At 70.7% G+C, this 22,030-nt stretch carries 12 protein-coding genes and 1 pseudogene; 7 read left to right on the top strand and 6 right to left on the bottom strand.

Annotated features, from left to right (window positions below; genetic code table 11):
* A pseudogene (locus AB0E88_RS19590) lies at nucleotides 1-5,277 on the top strand (ricin-type beta-trefoil lectin domain protein); the annotation flags it as partial.
* A 391-nt stretch (nucleotides 5,278-5,668) separates the two neighbouring features.
* On the opposite strand, the gene AB0E88_RS19585 reads toward AB0E88_RS19590, so the two are convergent.
* The 5 genes from AB0E88_RS19585 to AB0E88_RS19565 form a co-directional block, all read right to left on the bottom strand.
* Nucleotides 5,669-5,992 (bottom strand): hypothetical protein, encoded by a 324-nt coding sequence (locus tag AB0E88_RS19585; RefSeq protein ID WP_361631898.1) that lies wholly within the window; start codon nucleotides 5,990-5,992, stop codon nucleotides 5,669-5,671.
* A gap of 192 nt (nucleotides 5,993-6,184) precedes the next feature.
* A complete protein-coding gene (locus AB0E88_RS19580; RefSeq protein WP_361631896.1) occupies nucleotides 6,185-6,829 on the bottom strand; it encodes a response regulator transcription factor in 645 nt (214 codons plus the stop codon).
* Nucleotides 6,819-8,099, bottom strand: a complete 1,281-nt coding sequence (locus AB0E88_RS19575) for a sensor histidine kinase (RefSeq protein ID WP_361631916.1) — start codon at nucleotides 8,097-8,099, stop codon at nucleotides 6,819-6,821. Before AB0E88_RS19575 ends, AB0E88_RS19580 begins: the two co-directional genes overlap by 11 nt.
* 95 nt (nucleotides 8,100-8,194) lie before the next feature.
* Nucleotides 8,195-8,929: an ABC transporter permease gene (locus tag AB0E88_RS19570; RefSeq protein WP_361631914.1), complete on the bottom strand. Its 735-nt coding sequence runs from the start codon at nucleotides 8,927-8,929 to the stop codon at nucleotides 8,195-8,197.
* 5 nt (nucleotides 8,930-8,934) lie between these two features.
* On the bottom strand, nucleotides 8,935-9,846 hold the full coding sequence (locus AB0E88_RS19565) for an ABC transporter ATP-binding protein (RefSeq protein ID WP_361631894.1): 912 nt from the start codon (nucleotides 9,844-9,846) through the stop codon (nucleotides 8,935-8,937).
* Between the two features lie 276 nt (nucleotides 9,847-10,122).
* On the opposite strand from AB0E88_RS19565, the gene AB0E88_RS19560 reads away from it, so the two are divergent.
* The 6 genes from AB0E88_RS19560 (at nucleotide 10,123) to AB0E88_RS19535 (ending at nucleotide 19,226) form a co-directional block, all read left to right on the top strand.
* Nucleotides 10,123-11,904, top strand: coding sequence for an ABC transporter ATP-binding protein (locus AB0E88_RS19560; protein WP_361631892.1), 1,782 nt, complete (start codon nucleotides 10,123-10,125; stop codon nucleotides 11,902-11,904).
* Nucleotides 11,901-13,757, top strand: coding sequence for an ABC transporter ATP-binding protein (locus AB0E88_RS19555; protein WP_361631890.1), 1,857 nt, complete (start codon nucleotides 11,901-11,903; stop codon nucleotides 13,755-13,757). The genes AB0E88_RS19560 and AB0E88_RS19555 overlap by 4 nt, the downstream gene beginning before the upstream one ends.
* A gap of 291 nt (nucleotides 13,758-14,048) precedes the next feature.
* The gene (locus AB0E88_RS19550; RefSeq protein ID WP_361631888.1) at nucleotides 14,049-14,198 is read left to right on the top strand and encodes a hypothetical protein; all 150 of its coding nucleotides are present in this window, start codon (nucleotides 14,049-14,051) and stop codon (nucleotides 14,196-14,198) included.
* A 540-nt stretch (nucleotides 14,199-14,738) separates the two neighbouring features.
* Nucleotides 14,739-16,784, top strand: coding sequence for a M4 family metallopeptidase (locus AB0E88_RS19545; RefSeq protein WP_361631886.1), 2,046 nt, complete (start codon nucleotides 14,739-14,741; stop codon nucleotides 16,782-16,784).
* Nucleotides 16,785-17,014: 230 nt separating this feature from the next.
* Complete coding sequence (locus AB0E88_RS19540) at nucleotides 17,015-18,655, top strand: M4 family metallopeptidase (RefSeq protein WP_361631884.1); 1,641 nt, start codon at nucleotides 17,015-17,017, stop codon at nucleotides 18,653-18,655.
* A 58-nt stretch (nucleotides 18,656-18,713) separates the two neighbouring features.
* The gene (locus AB0E88_RS19535) at nucleotides 18,714-19,226 is read left to right on the top strand and encodes a DUF1990 domain-containing protein (RefSeq protein WP_361631882.1); all 513 of its coding nucleotides are present in this window, start codon (nucleotides 18,714-18,716) and stop codon (nucleotides 19,224-19,226) included.
* A 167-nt stretch (nucleotides 19,227-19,393) separates the two neighbouring features.
* On the opposite strand, the gene AB0E88_RS19530 is transcribed toward AB0E88_RS19535, so the two are convergent.
* Nucleotides 19,394-22,009: a glycosyltransferase family 1 protein gene (locus AB0E88_RS19530; protein ID WP_361631880.1), complete on the bottom strand. Its 2,616-nt coding sequence runs from the start codon at nucleotides 22,007-22,009 to the stop codon at nucleotides 19,394-19,396.
* Between the last annotated feature and the right edge of the window lie 21 nt (nucleotides 22,010-22,030).

The following is a 22,030-nucleotide window of genomic DNA, read 5'->3' as shown; positions in this document are numbered from 1 at the left end:
AACCGGGTGATGCGCCCCAACGACCCGCGCCCGGGTTTCTCCCGGCTGCGGATCGCGCGTGTCATCAACGAGTACGGCGGCGAGACCGTCGTCACGTACAAGAAGCCCGAGGGTGACTGCGCCACCGGCACCAACCTGCCGGACAAGAAGGACACCGCGGGGCTGAAGTCCAACACCCGCCTGTGCTACCCCTCCTTCTGGGCGCCGGATCCCGAGGTCGAGGACATCGACTGGTTCCACAAGTACGTCGTGGACTCCATCGAGGAACTCCCCAACGTCGACGGCGCGTTCGCGACGAAGACGGCGTACCTCTACAAGAACCCCGGCTGGAAGCTCGCCGACCAGGAGTTCACCAAGAAGTCCACCCGGACCTATTCGCAGTTCGCGGGCGTCGAGCAGACCACGGTGATCACCGGCACGGACGACGCGTCGATCGGCTCCAAGCGCTCCAAGGCGGTGACCCGCTTCTTCCGCGGCATGGGCGACACCGTGTCCGTGAAGGACATCACCGGCACCGAGATCGCCAAGGACCGCGACGCCTTCGCCGGCCGCATCGCCGAAGAACTCGACTACGACAACGCCACCGACGCCGACACCGACTGGGTGTCCCGCTCGGTCACCGTCCCGGAGGCCACCGAACTGGCCCACCGCGACCGCGACGACGGCCTCGACCCACTGCGCGCCTGGCGCGTCACCGAACCCGACGAGATCGCCTACACGAAGTCGTCGGGCACGAACAGCGACGACACCCGCACCGAGCGGGTCGTGAAGACCCACACGACGTACGAGTCGACGTACGGTCTCCCGGTCCTGGTGGAATCGCTGGGTGACACGGGCAAGACCGGCGACGAGTCCTGCACCAAGTCCGAGTACATCCACAACACCGCCAAGAACATCATCGGCCTCACCAAGCAGGTCCTGGAATCGCCGACGACCTGCGCGGCGGCCGACTTCTCGGACCTGTCGACCCTCAGCGGTGGCATCCGTACGGCGTACGACGGTCAGGGCTACGGTGTTGCTCTTGCGGACACCACCAAGGGCGAGGCGTCCGAGACCTGGTCGATCAACGGCGACGGCAACGGCTGGCAGTCGGACGGCACGACCGAGTTCGACGCCATCGGCCGAGTGACGCGCACGACCGACACCGACCACAAGACTGCCGGCCTGATCACTTACGAGCCGGCTACGGGCCAGGTCTTCAAGGTCACCGACACCAACGCCGTCGGCCACTCCGAGACCCGCGAGCTCGAGCCCGGTCGAGGCACCACGACCAAGACCACGGATGCCAACGGCCATGTCACTCAGGCGGAGTTCGACCCGCTGGGTCGGCTCGAGAAGGCCTGGGCGGCGGACCGTGCCCCGTCCGACACCGCGGTGCCGGACTTCCGCGCCGTCTACACCGTCCCCGAGTACAAGGAGGGTGAGGACCGCAAGCCGTCCTACGTCACCACCTACTCGCGCGGCTACAACGACAAGATCGACACCTCTGTCACCCTCTACGACGGCCTCGGCCGCGAGCGGCAGCAGCAGGAGCAGGCGGACGGTGGCGGCTGGCTGATCACCGACACGCTGTACAACAGCTCCGGTGAGGTCTGGCAGACCAACAACGCCTACCTGACCTACGAGTCCAAGCCCGGCGAGCTCTTCACGCCGGAAGCCGACACTCAGGTCCCCAACATCACCCGCTACACCTACGACGGCTCCGGCCGCGTCCTCAAGGAAACCCCGGTCCTCAAGGTCGCCGACCCGCTGACGGGCGAGACCACGTCCCAGCCCGTCGAGGACCGTGCCATCAAGTACGAGTACGGCCAGGACTGGTCCAAGGTCGACAGCCCGGCCGGTGTCTCCGACTATCGCGTGTACACCGACGCCCTCGGCCGCACCTCGCGTGTGGACACGTTCAACCCCGACGCGCCGGGCGGCTTCACGTCGATGCGCTACTCGTACAACGCGTTCGGCCGGCTGGTGAAGGCGACCAACTCCGCCGACTCCACCCACCCGTGGACGTGGACGTACGACCACCGTGGCCGTCAGGACACCGCCACCGACCCGGACACGGGTACGACGCGGACCGCGTACGACTCTCATGACCGCCCACTGACCGTCACCAACGCTCGTGGCATCACGGTCTGGAACGGCTACGACCAGTTGTCGCGGCCGACCGAGCAGCGCCTGAAGGACGCCTCCGGCACTCTGCTCGCCAACTTCACCTACGACCTGGCGCCCGGCGGCAAGGGCATGCCCTACACCGCCACCCGCTACACCGACGGTGAGGCCTACACCCAGCAGGTCGACGGCTACAACAAGGACTACCAGCCGACCTCGACCACGCTGACCCTTCCCAGCACCCTGGCCTCTGCCTGGGGCCTGGACGCGTCCTACACGTCCTCCTACAAGTACGCCGACAATGGGGTGCCGGAGGAGTCGACTCTGCCGAAGATCGGCAAGTTCGACTCCGAGAAGATCGTCATCCGCTACAACGAGGACGGCAAGCCGCTCTCCATCTCCGGCAAGGACTGGTACGGCGCGGAGACGGTCTACGACCCCTACGGCCAGGTGCTGCGCTCCACGCTCGGCGCCCAGCCCTACCGGGTCTGGACCCAGTCGACCTACGACGAGTCCAGCGGTGAGCTCAAGGACCAGCAGGTCTACCGCGAGAAGAGCGACGACAAGTCCCTCGTCTCCGGCAACCTGGTCTCCAAGCGGTCGTACACCTACGACCCGTCCGGCAACGTCACCTCCATCAAGGAGGGCGCCACCGGTATCGACGAGCGGCAGTGCTTCACCTACGACCCGCTGGGTCAGCTCAAGACGGCCTGGACCTCGAAGGACCAGAACGCCTGCACCGCTCCGAAGAACGCCGACGGCTCACTGAACGTGGCCCCCGGCACCGACAAGTCCGGCTACTGGCAGGAGTACGAGTACGACCTCCTCGGCAACCGCACCAAGCTGACCGAGAAGGACCTCACCGGCAACACCGCCAAGGACGCGACCACCACCTACGCCTACGGCAAGGCCGACGGCACCCAGCCGCAGACCCTGACGAAGGTGTCCAAGACCTACACCACCCCTCAGGGTGCGCAGGTCAAGGCCGAGGCGGAGCGTCTGTACGAGCTCACCGGTGAGACCAAGACGATCACCTCGATCCAGAACGGCGACAAGCAGTCCCTGTCCTGGACCTATGACGGCAAGGTCGACCGCATCACCGGTGCGGGCACCGGCGGCAAGACCCCCTATGTGGGCCTCGCCGACAAGTGCCTGGACCTGAGGTCCGGCCTCGCGGTCGCCGGTACGGCGCTTCAGCTTTACGGCTGCAACGCCTCCCCGGCGCAGAACTGGCGCTTCAGCCAGACCCCGGGCGGGACCAACCCCGATCAGGGCACGCTGAACGTCTACGACAACTGGTGCGTCCAGCCCGCCGGCAACACCGCCGGGTCCGCGGTCCAGCTGCAGAAGTGCGACGGCTCGGCCGGCCAGGAGCTCAAGCGCAACGCCTCGGGCCAGCTCACCCACGTGGCCTCCGGACTCTGCCTGTCGGTGCAGGGAGCCAACTCGGCGAACTCCACGCCGGTCGTGCTCGCCACGTGTGACAGCACCAAGGCCGAGCAGCTCTGGTCGCCTCAGAACGACACCCGCTACATCTACGGCCCCGACGGCTCTGTCCTGCTCACCATCAAGGGCAAGCAGGCCACACTGAGCCTGGGCCAGTCCGAGGTCACCGTCCAGAAGGGCGGCGTCCTCGTCCAGACGCAGCGCACCTACGACGCCCCTGGCGGCTCGGTGATGCGCTACGCCTACGGCACCGGCGGCGACAAGCTGGTCGCCATCACCACCGACCACCAGGGCAGCCCGTATGCCGAAGTGGCCCTGGATGGCGGGATGTCGGTGCGGATCCGCAAGCAGGATCCGTTCGGCAACCAGCGCGGCACCGACACCGGTGGCGTCAACCGGCAGCAGCACACCGGGTTCCTGGGCTCACCGACCGACGACAGCTCCGGCTTCGTTCACCTGGGCGCGCGCCTGTACGACCCGGTGGTGGGACGCTTCCTGTCCGCCGACCCGGTGCTGGACCTCAACGACGTCCTGCAGTCCAACGGATACGAGTACGCGCACAACAACCCGGTGACGTTCTCCGACCCGACGGGCGAGTCCATCGCGCTGACCGCTTCCGAGCGGGCCGCGGCCCTCGCGGGCGCGGGTCTGTCCGCGGCGCAGGTCGCGCAGGCACAGGCGATGCAGGGCAAGTCCCTCACCTCAGTCATCCTGGCCGTGGCCTGGGAGACGCTGAAGGACTTCATCGGCATCAACGACGCCATGGCGTGCTTCGGCGGCGACATGTGGTCCTGCATCAGCATCGCGGTCGACGCCATCCCGTGGACCAAGCTCGGCAAGATCCCGTCCGTCATCAAGGCCGTCAAACGCACCATCAAGGCCGTCGAGTCCTTCAAGGCGGCCAAGAAGGCAGCCGAAATCGTCCTCAAGGCCGCCAAGGCAGCCGAACGGGCGGCATTGAGGGCGAAGAAACTCGCCATCGAACGCGCCAAGAAACTCGCGGCGCAACGAGCGAAAAAGAAGGCGGCCGAGGCAGCCAAACGAACAGCCGACAGAGCGGCGGCCGCCGCCAGGAAGACTGGTAACCCCCGACACAAGGCGGCCCAGGCCCAGGCGGCCCCGAAGGCGTCGTCCCACGGTGGCGGCGGCAAGGGCGGCGGCGGCAGCGGTGGCTCCAAGCCCGGCGGCAAGTCCGGTGGCTCCTCCAAGAGCAACGGCGGATCCAGCGGCAGCGGCGGTTCGGGCAAGGCCGAGGGCGGCGAGAGCGGCGGGACGTGCAACAGCTTCGTCCCGGGCACCAAGGTCCTGATGGCCGACGGCACCACCAAGCCGATCGAGCAGGTCAAGGCCGGTGACAAGGTCGTCACCACCGACCCGAAGACCGGTGAGCGCCGCATCGAGAACGTCACGGCCGAGATCCGCGGCCACGGCCTGAAGCACCTCGTCAAGGTCACGATCGACACCGGCGGCAAGAAGGGCAGCAGGACGGCCCAGGTCACCGCAACTGACGGCCACCCCTTCTGGGTTCCCGAACTGCACGCCTGGATCAAGGCCACGGATCTGAAGGCCGGCGAGTGGCTGCAGACCAGCGCGGGCACGTACGTCCAGGTCACAGCGATCGACCGCTGGACGGCACGGACGGCCACCGTCCACAACATGACGGTGTCCGACGTCCACACGTACTACGTGGTGGCAGCCGGTACCTCGATCCTGGTCCACAACTGTGACGAGAACACCGATGGGTATCTGTACCGCGGTGTCGCCGAGGGTCACCACAGCTACGACACCGCTGCGGAAGGCCGTGCGGTGCCCCGCGGAACCAACACGGACATTCACGGTCACTCCGGCGGTAATGCCACGGACACCATCTACACGTCGTGGTCGGATGACCCCGAAGTTGCCGAGTTCGGCGCCCAGAATCTGGGGGACGACTATGTTGGGGCAGGTGTGATGCTGCGCATCAGGGTGGCGAACATCGATCCCGCCATAGGACCGTCGAGAAACATCCAGATCCACGGCACCGAATATGAAAGGTTCTTCGAAGACGAGCATCTCATCGTCGGTGAAATCTGGGCCGACGACATCAGCTTCGACTTCGGACGGACCTGGACACCGGTCAGGCGGCGATGAGGTGAACGAGGTATCCGCGAGTGAACTGCTCGCCGCGTTCGAGGCCGACTCGGAGGCCGGCATTCAAGCCAAGAATGCATTGCTTTCCGGAGCGCCTTTCGAGATCTTCCTCGAGCCCCTTCCTGCGTCGAGGCTCCGAGGCATCCTTCGCGGGAGGGTGAGAAGCCTGCAGCGGCGCGGCAAGCCGGTTGTCGGCGTCACGGAATGTCTTGCGAGTCTTGCCGAAAAGGGCGAGCAGGGCCTTCTTGTGGCCTACGTGGACGATCGTGCCCGAGGCGGATACCTCTTTCCCCTCTACCTCGATCCGCACCCACTCAAAGTGGTCGGATGCATGGGGTTCGGCTCCTCCGCCGAAGGTGACCCCGTCACCGGTCCCGAGTAAAACCGCGGGCAGGGGAATTCTCTCAGTGCCACAGCGGCCCCACCGGATCTGTTTCCGGTGGGGCCGCTGTGGTGTGTACATGGCCGGGCGGGACTCACTCACCGCTCTCCTCCGGCGGAGCTAGCCGAGGATCCCCCGGTCGTACCCCACCGCCACCGCCGCCGCGCGGTCGTTGACGCCGAGCTTGGCGTACAGGTGGGTGAGGTGGGTCTTCACCGTGGCCTCGCTGATGAACAGCTCGCGGGCGATCTCCTTGTTGGAGGTGCCCTTGGCTACCAGTGCCAGCACCTCCCGCTCGCGGGCGGACAGCGGCTCGTTGCCCGGGGACCTGGGCGCGCGGACCGCCGAGACCAGGCGGGAGGCCACGGCCGGGGAGAGCACCGTGCGGCCCTCGGCGGCGGCCCGGACCGCGGTGAACAGCTCCTCGCGGGGCGCGTCCTTGAGCAGATAGCCGGTCGCGCCCGCCTCGATCGCGGGCAGTGTGTCGGAGTCGGTGTCGTACGTCGTCAGCACCAGCACGCGGGCGCGGGCGCCGCGCCGGGTCAGCTCCCGGATGGCGTCCACCCCGCCGCCGCCCGGCATCCTCAGGTCCATCAGGACCACGTCGGGGTCGAGGGCGGCGACCCGCTCGACGGCCTGCACCCCGTTCGCGGCCTCGCCGAGGACGGTGAAGCCGGAGGCGGAGGCGAACATGCCGCGCAGTCCGTCCCGTACGACGGGATGGTCGTCGACGATCAGCAGGGAGATGGACGTCTCATCGGTCATGGCGCACCAACGGTACGCGAGCCGACAGGGCGGTGCCGTACCCCGGTTCGGACTCCACCGTGAGGGAGCCGGCGATGCGTTCGGCGCGGGCGCGCATGCCGCCGAGGCCGAAGCCGCCGGTGCTGCTGTGCTCGGGCAGGGTGAGCGGGTCGAAGCCGCGGCCGTCGTCGCGGATGTCGAGGACGACCTCGTCGCCCATGAACGACAGGGTGACCCCGGCGCGGGTCGCGTCGGCGTGCCGGGCGGTGTTGGCGAGGGCCTCCTCGGCGATGCGCAGCAGCGTGGCGGAGACCTCGGCGTGCAGTTGCTCGGCGGTGCCGGTGACGGTGAAGTCGGCGCGGACGCCGGTGCGTTCGCCCCAGGCGGCGACGGTCTTCTTCAGCGCCTCGGGCAGTTCGTCGCGGTCGAGGGCGGCGGGGGCGAGGTTGTGCACGGAGCGGCGGGCCTCGCCCAGGCTGTGCCGGGCCAGGTCCATCGCGCGCACGGTGTGGTCGCGGGCCAGGTCCGGGTCGGGGGTGTTCACGACGACCTGGAGCTGGGCGATGATGCCGGTCAGCCCCTGGGCGAGGGTGTCGTGGATCTCGGCGGCCAGCCGCCGGCGCTCGTCGGCGACGCCCGCCTCGCGGGCCTGGACGAGCAGCTGGGCGTGCAGGGCGGCGTTCTCGTCGAGGGCCTGCTGGAGCGCGGTGTTGGTGCGTTCCAGTTCGACGATGGTGTCGGCGCGGGCCCGGGAGCGTTCCTCCTCCTGGTGGGTGAGGTGGCCGACGACCATCCACAGCACGTTGTTGACCACCAGCATCCCGAAGAACACGCCCCACTGCGAGGCGTTCTTCAGGGGCAGCCCGCCGGACTGCGAGCCGGCCAGGGTGACGGACGTGGCGAACAGGCCGATGCGGTGCCGGCCGCGTCCGGGGATCAGCTCGTCGGCGTCGAAGTAGCCGGTGACGGCGTACAGGGCGAAGAAGGGGTTGAGCCAGGTGAGCGCGAAGGCGATCGCCCAGCGCACCGCGTAGAAGATGGCGCCCGCGCGGGAGGGTGTCCGGCGGCGGCGCCCGGTTCCGGTGGCGGGGCCGTGCGGGCGGCGGTCCCAGTAGAGGTGGAGTGCCAGCGCCGCGCCGACGAGCGCGGCGGCCGCGTACCGCCGGCCCGGCCCGGCCATGATGTCCTGGGTGGCCACCGCGATGAGCGTGGCGATGCCGAGCATCCCGTACGGGCCCCAGCGGTGGAACTGGTCCCACCGCTGGTCGAGCTGCGTGTCCTTGGCGACCATGCCCCCAGTCTGCATACGACCGCCTCCTCGTCCCGGCATACGACCGCCGACTCCGCCTCGATCAGGGTCTCCCGCTCCCTCGCGCACGGCGTCGCCTACTCCCAGCGGAACCAGCGCACGGCCGCGCCGGTCAGCAGCACCGTCCAGGCGGCGAGCACACCGAGGTGGCCCCAGCCCGGCCAGTGGCCGGCGGCGGCCTGGTTCAGGGCCTGCGCTGCGGCGCCGAACGGGGTCCAGCCGACGATCCGGGCGAGGAGGTCCGGCATGGCCTGCACCGGCACCCACACGCCCGCGCAGAACATCATCGGGAAGAACACCGCCGAACCGATGGCGCTCGCGATCTTCGTGGTGCGCGACAGCGCGGTGACCACCGCGCCCAGGGCGAGGCCGGCCGCCGTCGCCAGCAGCAGGGCGAGCAGGTATCCGGCGGCCTGCCGGGGCAGGGCCACGTCGAAGGCGATCCGGCCGACGGCGAGCGCGAGCAGCGCGGAGAGCAGGGCGGCGCCGCCGTACACCAGCATGTGGGCGGCGAGCAGAGCGGAGGGGCGGACGGGGGTGGCGGACATGCGGCGCAGGATGCCGCGCTCGCGGTACCCGGTGACGGTCTGCGGCAGGCTCTGCACGCCGCCGACGATCAGGCCGAGGAGCACCGCAACCGGCACATAGACGTCCACCGTGCGCAGGCCGCCGAGGGAGGCGTCGGGGTGCCGGAAGGACGGGATGGAGCCGAGGATCGCCAGCAGCAGGGCCGGGAAGAGCAGGATCCAGAAGAGGGCCGCGGGCTCGCGGCGGAAGAGCCGGATCTCGGTGCGCAGCACGGCGGGGTTCAGGGCGTTCATCGGGCGGCCTCCGTCAGGTCCAGGAACGCGTCGTCGAGCGTGGCGTCGGTGACGCGCAGCTGGTGGGCGGTGATGTGGTGGCGGGCGAGGAGCGTGATCACGGCGTTGACGGTCTCGTCGGTGCCGGAGAGCGTGACGCGGCCGTCCTTGTGTTCGGCGCGGGCGAGCCCGGGCAGCGCGGCGAGGGCGTTGTCGTCGAGCGGCGCGGACGGGGTGAAGCTGATGACGGTGGCGCCGGCCGAGCGGCGGATGAGCCCGTCGGGGGTGTCGAGGGCGGCGACGCGGCCCCGGTCGATCACCGCGACGCGGTCGCACAGCCGCTGGGCCTCCTCCATGAAGTGGGTGACCAGCAGGACGGTGACCCCGCTCGCGCGGACGTCCTCGATCAGCTGCCAGGTGTCGCGGCGCGAGCGGGGGTCCAGGCCGGTGGTCAGCTCGTCGAGGACGACGACCCGGGGGTTGCCGACGAGGGCGAGCGCGATGAACAGCCGCTGCTTCTGCCCGCCGGACAGCCTGGCGAAGCGGGTGGTGAGCTTCTCCGTCAGCCCCAGCCGTTCGGCGAGCGGCCGCCAGTCGAGCGGGCGGTCGTAGAAGGCGGCGTACAGCTCCAGGGCCTCGCGCACGGTGAGCTTGGGTTGCAGCTCGCTCTGCTGGAGCTGGGCGCCGAGCACCCGGGCGACCTGCTCGCGGTCGGCCACCGGGTCGAGGCCGGTGACCCGGACCCGCCCGGCGTCGGGGACGCGCAGGCCCTCGACGCACTCGACGGTGGTGGTCTTGCCGGCGCCGTTCGGGCCGAGGATCCCGAAGATCTCGCCCTCGCGGACGGTGAACGAGACGCCGTCGACGACCGGGCGGCCGCCGTACGACTTGCGCAGATCGGTGACTTCGATGACAGGGATGTCGGTCATGGCACCAGCGTCCCGGCACGGCCCGGTCCGCGGCATCGGCCGTCGCGCTCGAGCCGGCATCAGCCGATCGGTTGATACGGCGCTACGACGTCCCCTCCGACGCGGCGCCACGACGTCCGCTGCGGCACGGCGCCACGACGTCCGCTGCGGCCCGCATGCCGGGGGCCCGGTGCGCGTGCCGGGGCGCCCCTGCCGTGGTCGTAGGTCCAGCGGCGGAGCCCGGTCCGTCCGAAACTCGGTGGGCGATGTCAGTGGCGATCCGTAGGCTCGCTGCTGATGTCCACGACACGTGCAACCACCCGGGACCGGTCCGCCGTGCGGACGTTGCTGCGCCTGTGGCCGTATGTGCGGCCCGTGCGGGCGCGGCTGTCCGTCGCGGCGTTCGTCGCGATCGTCGCCTCCTTGGTGGGGCTGGTGATCCCGCTCGTGCTCAAGTGGATGGTGGACGGCCCGGTCGCCGACCGGGACCCGGCCGGGGTGTGGCTCGGCGCGCTGTACCTGCTGCTGCTCGGCCTCGCGGAGGCGCTGCTGTTCGGGCTGCGGCGATGGCTGGTGGCGCGGCCGCTGTCGCACGTCGAGGCGGAGATGCGGGCCGATCTGTACCGGCATCTGCAGCGACTGCCGGTCGCGTTCCACGACCGGTGGGCGTCCGGGCAGCTGCTGTCGCGCAGCACCACGGATCTGATGCTGCTGCGCATGTTCCTCGCCTTCCCGCTGACGTTCCTCCTGGTCAACGGGGTGACGATCCTCGTCGGCGTCCTGATCATGCTGGCCCAGGACTGGACGCTGGGGCTGGTGATCCTCGGCCCGGTGGTGCCCATGATCGCGATGTGCCTGGTCTTCGAGAGGCGGTACGCCGATGTGGCGCGCCTCGCGCAGGACCAGGTCGGCGATCTGACGACGGTCGTCGAGGAGAGCGTGCTCGGCATCCGGATCATCAAGGGCTTCGGCCGGCACCGCAGCCAGGCGCGCGCCTTCCGCGAGCTGTCGCACACCCTGCGCGGCACGGAGCTGCGCAAGGCGCGGCTGCTGGCGGTGATCTGGGCGGTCATCGTGACGCTGCCGGAGGTCGCGATCGGGGCCGCGCTGGTGGTGGGGGCGGTGCAGGTCGCCGACGGTGACCTGTCCACGGGCACACTGGTGGCCTTCCTGTCCACGGCACTGGCGCTGCGCTGGCCGGTGGAGTCGATCGGCTTCCTGCTGGCGATGAGCCAGGAGGCGGCGACGGCGACGGAACGGTACTTCGAGGTGATGGACGAGGTGCCGGAGTCGTCGGACGTGCCCGCGCGGACCCGGTACGACGAGGAGGGGCTGCGCCTGCACCAGGTCACGTTCCGCTACCCCGACGCGCCCCCCGACGCCCCGCCCGTCCTCGACCGGGTCGATCTGCACATCCGGCCCGGCGAGTCGATGGCCCTGGTCGGCGGGACCGGCAGCGGCAAGACAACCCTGACCGCGCTGATCCCGCGGCTGCACGAGGTGACCTCCGGCAGGATCACGCTGGACGGCGAGGACATCACCGCCATGCCCCGCGAGGAGCTGCGCGCGAAGGTGGCCGTCGCCTTCGAGGAGCCCACCCTGTTCTCGGCGAGCGTCGGTGAGAACGTGCTGATGGGCGCCGCGGAGCAGGCCGGTGCACCCGAGCTGGAGCGCGCCCTCGCCGTCGCCCAGGCCGACTTCGTGCACGCCCTGCCGCAGGGCCGTGACACCCAGGTCGGTGAGCAGGGCCTGAGCCTGTCCGGCGGCCAGCGCCAGCGTCTCGCGCTGGCCCGCGCGGTCGTCGGCCGGCCCCGCTTCCTCGTCCTGGACGACCCGCTGTCGGCGCTGGACGTGCACACGGAGGCCGCCGTGGAGGCCGCGCTGCGCCAGGTGCTCGCCGACACCACGGCCCTGATCGTCGCGCACCGCCCCTCGACCGTGCTGCTCGCCGACCGTGTCGCGCTGCTGTCGGGCGGCCGGATCGCCGCCGTCGGCACCCACCAGGAACTGCTGCACAGCAACGCCGAGTACGCGCACCTGATGTCGGGCCTGGACCGCCCGGAGGAGGACGAGAGATGACGGCCCCCACGACGTCCGTCCCCGCCGCCGACGAGGACGAGCCACCCCGCCCGGGTCACGACGGCGACCCCTTCGACCGGGACGTCCTGCCCTCTCCGCCGGGCGCCACCGGCGCGCTGCTGCGCTCCCTGCTCGCGCCGATGAAGGCACGGGTCGCGCTCACCACCCTGGTGCTGCTGCTCCAGCAGGCGGCCGTGCAGGCGGGCCCGCTGCTGGTGGCGTACGCCATCGACAGCGCCGTACCGGCGTTCCGGGACGACCGGCACGGCCCGCTGATCGCGGTCGCCGTCGGGTATCTGCTGTGCGCGGCCGTGTCCGGTGCGCTGCAGTTCGTGTTCATCGCCGCCTCGGCGCGGGTCAACCAGGACGTGCTGCTCGATCTGCGCGGCCGGATCTTCCGGCACGCCCAGGCGCTCAGCATCGACTTCCACGAGCGCTACACCTCGGGCCGGCTGATCTCCCGTTCCACCACGGACGTGGAGTCGCTGCGGGAGCTGCTGAGCGAGGGACTGCAGGAGCTGGTGACGGTCATCCTGTCGTTCGTGTACATCTCGGCCATGCTGCTGTGGCTGGATCTCGGCCTCGGCGCGGTGGCGGTGGCCTCCTTCGTGCCGCTGTACCTGCTGGTGCGCCTCTACCAGCGGCGGGCGGGCGAGGTGTTCCGGCGGCGGTCGACGGCGATCGCCTCGGTGATCGTGAAGTTCGTGGAGACGATGAACGGCATCCGGCCGGTGCGTGCCTTCCGCCGGGAGGCGGCCAACGACGCCGAGTTCCGGGTGCTGAACCGCCGCCACGAGCGCACCAACGGCGACGCGCTGCTGGAGATGGCCCGCTATGTCGTCGGCTCCCGCCTGGTGGCCAACACCGCGGTGGCCGGAATCGTGCTGTGGGGCGCCTACCGGGTGGCCGGCGGCTCGCTGGAGCTGGGCATCCTGGCGGCGGCCGTGCTGTATCTGCGGCGGCTGTACGACCCGATCGACCGGCTCGGGATGTTCCTGAACTCCTACCAGTCGGCGGCCGCGTCCCTGGAGAAGATCGCCGGGCTGCTCGCGCAGACGCCGACCGTGCCCGAGCCGTCGAAGCCGAGGGAACTGCCGCCGCTGAAGAGCGAGCAGCCCGGCCGCGAGGTCGTCTTCGACGGCGTGCGGTTCGCCTACCGCACCGGCGGCGAGGTGCTGCCCCGCTTCGATCTGACGCTGCCGGCCGGGCAGACGGTGGCCGTCGTCGGCTCCACCGGCGCGGGCAAGTCGACGCTGGCCAAGCTGCTCGCCCGGTTCTACGACCCGAGCGAGGGGCGGGTGCTGCTAGACGGTGTGGACCTGCGCGAACTGGCCGTGCCGGAGCTGCGGCGCGGGGTGGTGATGGTGACGCAGGAGGCGTTCCTGTTCTCCGGCACGGTCGCCGAGAACATCGCCATCGGCCGCCCGGAGGCGAGCCGGGAGGAGATCGAGCAGGCCGCGAAGGCGATCGGGGCGCACGAGTTCATCAGCGCGCTGCCCGACGGCTACGACACCGACGTACGCAAGCGGGGCGGCCGTATCTCTGCCGGGCAGCGGCAACTGGTCGCGTTCGCGCGGGCGTTGCTGGCCGATCCTGCCGTGCTGATCCTGGACGAGGCGACCAGTTCGCTGGACATCCCCGGGGAGCGGGCGGTGCAGCGGGCGATGACGACGGTCCTCCAGGGGCGTACGGCGGTGGTGATCGCGCACCGGCTGTCGACGGTGGAGATCGCCGACCGGGTGCTGGTGATGGAGCACGGCCGGATCGTGGAGGACGGCACTCCGGCGGACCTGATCGAGGGCACGGGCCGCTTCTCGGACCTGCACCGGGCGTGGCGGGAGAGCCTTGCGTGACGGCCACCGAGCGGGCAGCCGACGGCGCGCCCGCGGGGGGGGGCCATCACCCGGCGGTGAGGGCACCGAGGCCCTGCGGGTGCCGGGCTTCCGGCGGCTGTGGTCCGCGAACACTTTCCGCTTCGCGGCGTCGGAGGTGGCCGGATTCGCCCTGCCCGTCCTCGGCGTGCTGACGGTGCCGCAACTGGCGGATGGTGGCGCTGGTGGTGAGTCTCGCCGGGGTCTTCTTCGACGTGGCGCACAGCAGTGTGCTGCCGCAGGTGCTGCCGCGGCGCAGGGCGGCGGACGGCAATGCCCGCCTGCAGTCGTCGGAGACGGCGCTGCGGGCGCTCTCCCCCGCGTCTGCTGCTGCAGCAGGCGGCGCTGAACAACCTGGGGGCGGGTGTCGTTCTGGCCATGCTGCCGGTGTTCCTGCTCGGCGAACCGGGTCTGTCCGCCTGACTGTTCGGCCTGCTGTCGATGCTCGGCGCGGTGGCGGGGTTCGCCACGTCCCTGCCGGCGCCCCGGCTGCGGTGCCGGTCCGGAGAGATCCGGATGACGTTCGTGTTCTGCGCGCCGGCCCCCGTCGCCGTCGTCGCGGCGCCGACGGCTGCCCGCCGAGTGGGCGGTCTGAACGCCCCGCCGCCCTCGGGGCCGTTCACGGTGTGTCCGGTCCTCCGGTCCGCGTCCGGGTGTCCGGCCCTGCGGTCCGTGTCCGGGTGTTCGGCCGCCGGGCCAACAGTCCGCATACCGAACATGAACATCCGGTCAACGGACGATTTCCAGCCAACTTCCTGACGCGCTCCTGACAGGAGCCGAGATCTCCTGCCACTCTTCCCACGGCCACTGCACAGCAACCCCACAGACCCTCCCTCGCTGTGCCGTCGCCGATCGCACTGCCGCACGTGTGTTCACGCACCTCCCAGTTCTGCCCGGACGGCTCGATCGGCCGCCCGGTCTCCCCTGGCCGCGCGATCCGCGGCCACGCAGAAGGAGTCAGTGTTGAGAAGCAGTTCCTCGCGCAGACGCACCTCCCACACCCTGCACCGCCGCGCGGCGGGTGTCGCCCTCGTCGGCGTGTCCGCCCTGCTCGCCGCGGCCGTCCAGTCGGGCGCCGCCAGCGCCGCCCCCGCCGCACCGGTGGCCGGCAAGGCGAACCCCGCCCACATGGCCGTCAAGCTCTCCGCGTCGCAGCGCGCCGAGCTGCTGCGCGACGCCGACGCCGCCAAGGCGCAGACCGCGACGCGGATCGGTCTGGGCGCGCAGGAGAAGCTCGTCGTCCGTGACGTGATCAAGGACGCGGACGGCACGCTGCACACCCGCTACGAGCGCACCTACGCCGGCCTGCCCGTCCTGGGCGGCGACCTGGTCGTGGACAGCGCCAAGGGGCAGACGCAGCGCGTCATCAAAGCGACGAACGCCCAGCTCAAGGTGGCCGACCTCACCGGCAAGGTCGCCCGGGCGACCGCCGAGCAGCGCGCCGTGCAGCGCGCCAAGGCCCTCGGCTCCTCCCGGACCGCCGCCGACTCCTCCCGCAAGGTGATCTGGGCGGCGAGCGGCAAGCCGGTCCTCGCCTACGAGACGGTCGTCGGCGGCCTCCAGGACGACGGCACCCCGAACCAGCTGCACGTCATCACCGACGCGGCCACCGGGCAGAAGCTGTTCGAGTACCAGGGCATCGAGAACGCGACGGGCACCGGCAACACCCAGTACAGCGGCACGGTCCCGCTGACGACGACGCTGTCGGGTTCGACGTACACGCTCAACGACGGCGACCGCGGCGGCCACAAGACGTACAACCTGAACCACGGCACGTCCGGCACCGGCACGCTGTTCTCCCAGACGACCAACACCTGGGGCAACGGCACCACGTCGAACGCCGCGACGGCGGGCGCCGACGCGCACTACGGCGCCGCGGTGACGTGGGACTTCTACAAGAACACCTTCGGCCGCTCCGGCATCCGCAACGACGGTGTGGGCGCCTACTCCCGGGTGCACTACGGCAACGCGTACGTCAACGCGTTCTGGGACGACAGCTGCTTCTGCATGACCTACGGCGACGGCTCCGGCAACGCCGACCCGCTGACCTCCCTCGACGTCGCCGGCCACGAGATGAGCCACGGCGTCACCTCCAACACCGCCGGCCTGAACTACTCCGGCGAGTCCGGCGGCCTGAACGAGGCCACCTCCGACATCTTCGGCACCGGCGTGGAGTTCTACGCGGCCAACAGCTCGGACGTCGGCGACTACCTCATCGGCGAGAAGATCGACATCAACGGCGACGGCACGCCGCTGCGCTACATGGACAAGCCCAGCAAGGACGGCGGCTCGGCCGACTCCTGGTACTCGGGCGTCGGCAACCTGGACGTGCACTACTCGTCCGGTGTCGCCAACCACTTCTTCTACCTGCTGTCGGAGGGCAGCGGCGCCAAGGTCATCAACGGCGTCAGCTACAACTCGCCCACCGCGGACGGGCTTCCGGTCACCGGCATAGGCCGGGACAAGGCGCTGCAGATCTGGTACCGGGCGCTGACCACGAAGTTCACCTCCACCACCAACTACGCGGCGGCCCGCACCGGGACGCTCGCGGCGGCCGGTGAGCTCTACGGCACCACCTCCGCCGAGTACAAGGCGGTGCAGGACGCGTGGGCGGCCGTCGCGGTCGGCTCCCGCTCGGGCGGTGGCGGCGGCGGTGGCGGCACGGTGTTCGAGAACACCGCCAACGTCTCGATTCCGGACAACGGCCCGGCCGTCACGTCCTCCATCAACGTCACCGGACGCACCGGCAACGCCCCGTCCAACCTCCAGGTGACGGTCGACATCGTGCACACCTGGCGCGGTGACCTGGTCATCGATCTGGTGGCCCCCGACGGCACGGCGTACCGCCTGAAGAACTCGAGCGGTTCGGACTCGGCGGACGACGTGCACGCGACGTACACGGTCAACGCCTCGTCCGAGGTGGCCAACGGCACCTGGAAGCTGCGCGTCCAGGACGTGGCGACCTACGACACGGGCTACATCGACGGCTGGAAGCTGACCTTCCCGTAAACCGCCGTCCCACGAGCAGGGTTCCGCCCCGGTGCTGCAACTCCCGGGGCGGCGCCCGCTTTTTACATTTCGGCAATGTTTACCGGACAGTCAACTTTCGGCCAACATCACCTCGGGGTCATGACATGTACGCGCCCGAGGTGCCAGTCTTCCCTCACCCGCCGCACAACCTCACGACCACCTCGGCCGGTTGCCCCACAACCGGCCGGTCTCCCCCACAAGGAGCTTGTGTGTCCAGCCCCTTCGCGCGTCACAAGCGCACCACTCTGGCCATCGCCACCGCCGTCGCGGCCGGAGCCCTCCTCACCACCGGTCTGACCACCGGTTCCGCAGCCGCCCAGACGCCGGCCCCGCTCGCGGCCGCCCCGGTGCAGCTCTCCACGGCCGCCCACACCTCCCTGATCCGGGAGAAGCAGGCGGAAGCCGCCGGTACGGCCCGGCAGATAGGCCTCGGCGCCCAGGAGAAGCTGGTCGTCAAGGACGTCGTCAGAGACGCCGACGGCACCACGCACACCCGCTACGAGCGCACCTACGCCGGCCTGCCGGTCCTCGGCGGCGACCTCATCGTCCACCAGACGGCGTCCGGTGCGGCCAAGGGCGTCACCAAGGCCGTCAACGCCACCATCAAGGTCGCCTCGCTCACCCCCGCCCTGGCCCCGGCCAAGGCCGAGAAGCAGGCGCTGACCGCCGCGCAGGCGGCCGGTTCGCAGAAGACCGCGGCCGACTCCTCCCGCAAGGTGATCTGGGCCGCCACCGGCAAGCCCGTCCTCGCCTACGAGACGATCGTCGGCGGCCTCCAGGACGACGGCACCCCGAACCAGCTGCACGTCATCACCGACGCGGCCACCGGCAAGAAGCTCTTCGAGTACCAGGGCATCGAAAACGCGACCGGCAAGACGCTGTACTCGGGCACGGTCACCCTGAACTCCGTGCAGTCGGGCTCGACGTACCAGCTCACCGACACCGCGCGGGGCAACCACAAGACCTACAACCTGGCGCGCAAGACGTCCGGCACGGGCACCCTGGTCGCCAACTCGACCAACGTCTTCGGCACCGGCACCGCCTCCACCTCCTCCTCCGACCAGACCGCGGCCGCCGACGCCGCCTACGGCGCTGCGGAGACCTGGGACTTCTACAAGAGCACCTTCGGCCGCAACGGCATCAAGAACAACGGCGTCGGCGCCTACTCCCGCGTCCACTACGGCAACGCGTACGTGAACGCCTTCTGGGACGACAGCTGCTTCTGCATGACCTACGGCGACGGCTCCGGCAACGCCGACCCGCTGACCTCCCTCGACGTCGCCGGCCACGAGATGAGCCACGGCGTCACCTCCAACACCGCCGGCCTGAACTACTCCGGCGAGTCCGGCGGCCTGAACGAGGCCACCTCCGACATCTTCGGCACCGGCGTGGAGTTCTTCGCGAACAACGCCTCGGACCCCGGTGACTACCTCATCGGCGAGAAGATCGACATCAACGGCGACGGCACCCCGCTGCGCTACATGGACAAGCCCAGCAAGGACGGCGGCTCCGCCGACTACTGGTCCTCCACCGTGGGCAACAAGGACGTGCACTACTCGTCCGGTGTCGCCAACCACTTCTTCTACCTGCTGTCGGAGGGCAGCGGCGCCAAGACGATCAACGGCGTCAGCTACAACTCGCCCACCTACAACGGCTCCGCCGTCACCGGCATCGGCCGCGCCAAGGCGCTGCAGATCTGGTACAAGGCGCTCACCACGTACATGACGTCCACGACCAACTACAAGGCCGCCCGCACGGCGACCCTGAACGCGGCGTCGGCGCTGTACGGCTCCACCAGCGCCGAGTACAAGGCGGTCGCCGCCGCCTGGACCGCGGTCAACGTCAACTAGCGCACCCGGCGGCACCCGGAACGGAAACGTTCCGGGTGCCGCCGTACTCTTGGGCCCCATGTCCTTCACGTACGAGGCGGTCGGCGCCACCCGCGAGGACCTCGCCGCCTGCCCGCCCGGCTTCCGCCCCCTGCACGTGCGCACCCGCCTCGGCGAGGGCGAGGCGGTCTTCCGCCGGGCCGCCGACGCGGTCCTCACCTGGGAGATGCACCGGGAACTGGGCGTGGGCATCGACGCGAGCGCCGAACGCGCCGCCGAGGGAGTCGACGTCACCGTCACCCTCGCCGGCATGATCAAGGCCCCCTGCCGCATCGTCTGGACCGCGGAGGAACCCCGCCGGGCCGGCTGGGCCTACGGCACCCTGCCCGGCCACCCCGAATGCGGCGAGGAGGCCTTCGTCGTCGATCGCACGGGCGACGGCACGGTCTGGCTCACGGTGGCCGCCTTCAGCCGCCCGGCCAAGTGGTACGCCAAGGCGGGCGGCGCGGCCACCCGAGCCTTCCAGCACGCCTACGCCCACCGCTGCGGCACGGTACTGCGCAGACTCTGCGCCCCCCAGGACGAGTCCTAGCCGGTTGCCTGCGGCGCCGGGTCGTGGGTCGCCCGCCGGTTGCCCGCGGCGCCGGGTCGTGCGTCGTCCGCGGGTGCGTTGTGGCTGGTCGCGCAGTTCCCCGCGCCCCTTCGGGGCGCTTGCCCCCCGGCCCCCACCCTCGACGCACCCCGGCGCCGCAGGCACCCCTACCGCAACAGCACCCCGCCCTCCCCCAGCTCCTCCGCCGGCACGGCCACCAGCCCCAGCTCCGCCCCGGCCGCCAGCAGCCGGTGCGACGGCAGGATCCGCACGGTGTACCCGTAGGGCCCGGTCCGCTCCAGCGCCAGCGGCCCCTCGTAGCTCCACCGCCCTTCCGCGTCGGGCCCGCCCACCGGCTTCAGCGGCACGGCCGTCCCGCCAGTGATGCGGTCCTCCGCGTCCACCCGCCCGGACACGACCTGCACCTCCACGTCCTCCGGCCCGAGATCACCGAGCCGCACGCGCACCCGCAGGGTCAGCGTCGTCCCCAGTTCCGCCGTCGCACTCGTCGCCGACGTCTCCACGTGGTCCACGGACACGGCCGGCCAGGCCCCCCGCACGCGCGCCTTCCACTCCGCCAGCTCCCGCGCCACCTCCGGCCGCAGCACCCGGTGCGCCTGCGCCGCCGGGGCGTACAGCCGCTCCACGTACTCCCGCACCATGCGCCCCGCCAGCACCTTCGGCCCGAGATGCGTCAGCGTCTGCCGGACCATCTCGATCCACCGGTCCGGCAGCCCGCCCCGCCCCCGCTCGTAGAACCGCGGAGCGATCCGCTGCTCCAGCAGCTCGTACAGCGCGGCCGCCTCCAGGTCGTCCCGCCGGTCGGGATCGGTCCCGGCGCCGTCGGCCGTCGGGATCGCCCAGCCGAAGTCGGGCTGGAACCACTCGTCCCACCACCCGTCCAGCACGGACAGGTTCAGACACCCGTTCAGCGCGGCCTTCATCCCGGACGTGCCGCAGGCCTCCAGCGGGCGCAGCGGGTTGTTCAGCCACACATCGCACCCGGGGTACAGCTTCTGCGCCATCGCCATGCCGTAGTCCGGCAGGAACACCAGACGGTGCCGTACCCGTGGATCGTCCGCGAACCGCACCAGCTCCTGCACGAGCCGCTTGCCGCCGTCGTCGGCCGGGTGGGCCTTGCCCGCGACGACGATCTGGATGGGCCGCTCGGAGTGCAGCAGCAGCTCCATCAGCCGGTCCCGGTCGCGCAGCATCAGCGTCAGCCGCTTGTACGACGGCACCCGCCGTGCGAACCCGATCGTCAGCACGTCCGGATCGAGGACGCCCTCGATCCAGCCCAGCTCCGCCGCGCCCGCGCCGCGCTGCCGCCACGACGCCCACAGCCGCCGGCGCACCTCGGTCACCAGCTGCTCGCGCAGATCCCGGCGCAGATCCCAGATCTCCTGGTCGGAGAGGTCCGCGACGGAGTCCCAGCGGTCGGAGCCGCCCGCGGTCAGCGCGTCCTCGGCGCGCTGCGCGCCGATCTGCCGGGCACCGAGCCGGAACACCTCCGGGGCCACCCAGGTCGGCGCGTGCACCCCGTTGGTCACGGAGGTGATCGGCACTTCCTCGGGGTCGAATCCCGGCCACAGTCCGGAGAACATCTCCCGGCTGACGCGGCCGTGCAGCAGCGACACGCCGTTGGCGCGCTGGGCGAGCCGCAGCCCCATCACCGCCATGTTGAACAGGTTCGGCTCACCGCCCGGGTACGTCTCCATGCCGAGCCGCAGCACCCGGTCGACGTCGATGCGCGGCAGCTCGGCGTCGGGCCCGAAGTGCCGGGCGACGAGTTCGCGGTCGAAGCGGTCGATGCCGGCCGGGACGGGCGTGTGCGTGGTGAACACCGTGCCGGCCCGTACCGTCTCCAGCGCGGAGTCGAAATCCAGCCCGGTGTCGCACAGCTCGGCGATGCGTTCCAGGCCGAGGAACCCGGCGTGTCCCTCGTTGGTGTGGAAGACCTCCGGGTCCGGGTGCCCGGTCAGCCGGCAGTACGTCCGTACCGCCCGGACACCCCCTATCCCGAGCAGCATCTCCTGCAGCAGCCGGTGCTCGCTGCCGCCGCCGTAGAGCCGGTCGGTCACCCCGCGCTCGCCGAGGTCGTTCTCCTCGACGTCGGAGTCCAGCATCAGCAGCGGTACCCGGCCGACCTGGGCGACCCAGATCCGGGCGAGCAGCGAGCGGCCGCCGGGCAGGGCGAGGGAGACCTGGGCGGGGGTGCCGTCGGCCTCCTCCAGCAGCGTCACGGGCAGTTCGTTGGGGTCCAGTACCGGGTAGTGCTCCTGCTGCCAGCCCTCCCGGGACAGGGACTGCCGGAAGTAGCCGTGGCGGTACAGCAGGCCCACCCCGATCAGCGGGACGCCGAGGTCGCTGGCCGATTTGAGGTGGTCGCCGGCCAGGATGCCGAGGCCGCCGGAGTACTGCGGGAGCGCGGCGGTGATGCCGAACTCGGGCGAGAAGTAGGCGACGGCGGCGGGCAGGTCCCCGGACTGGGCCTGGTACCAGCGCTCGCCGCTCACATAGTCGTGCAGATCGCCGGCGACCGCGGTGAGGCGGCGCAGGAAGCGGCGGTCCTGGGCAAGTTCCGCCAGCCGGGCGGGCCGCACGCTGCCCAGCAGCCGGACCGGGTCGCCGCCGGATTCGGCCCACTGCTCGGGGTCCACCGACTGGAACAGGTCACGGGTCTCCGTATGCCACGACCAGCGCAGGTTACGCGCCAGGTCGCTGAGCGGGCGGAGGGGTTCGGGGAGTACGGGTCGGACGGTGAATCGACGGATCGCCTTCACAAGTCACCTCGACGCGAGTGG

The organism is Streptomyces sp. NPDC028635 (assembly GCF_040637635.1).
Lineage (GTDB): Bacteria > Actinomycetota > Actinomycetes > Streptomycetales > Streptomycetaceae > Streptomyces.
Note: the sequence above shows the minus strand (reverse complement) of the source record. Positions and strands in the feature narration are given on the sequence as shown.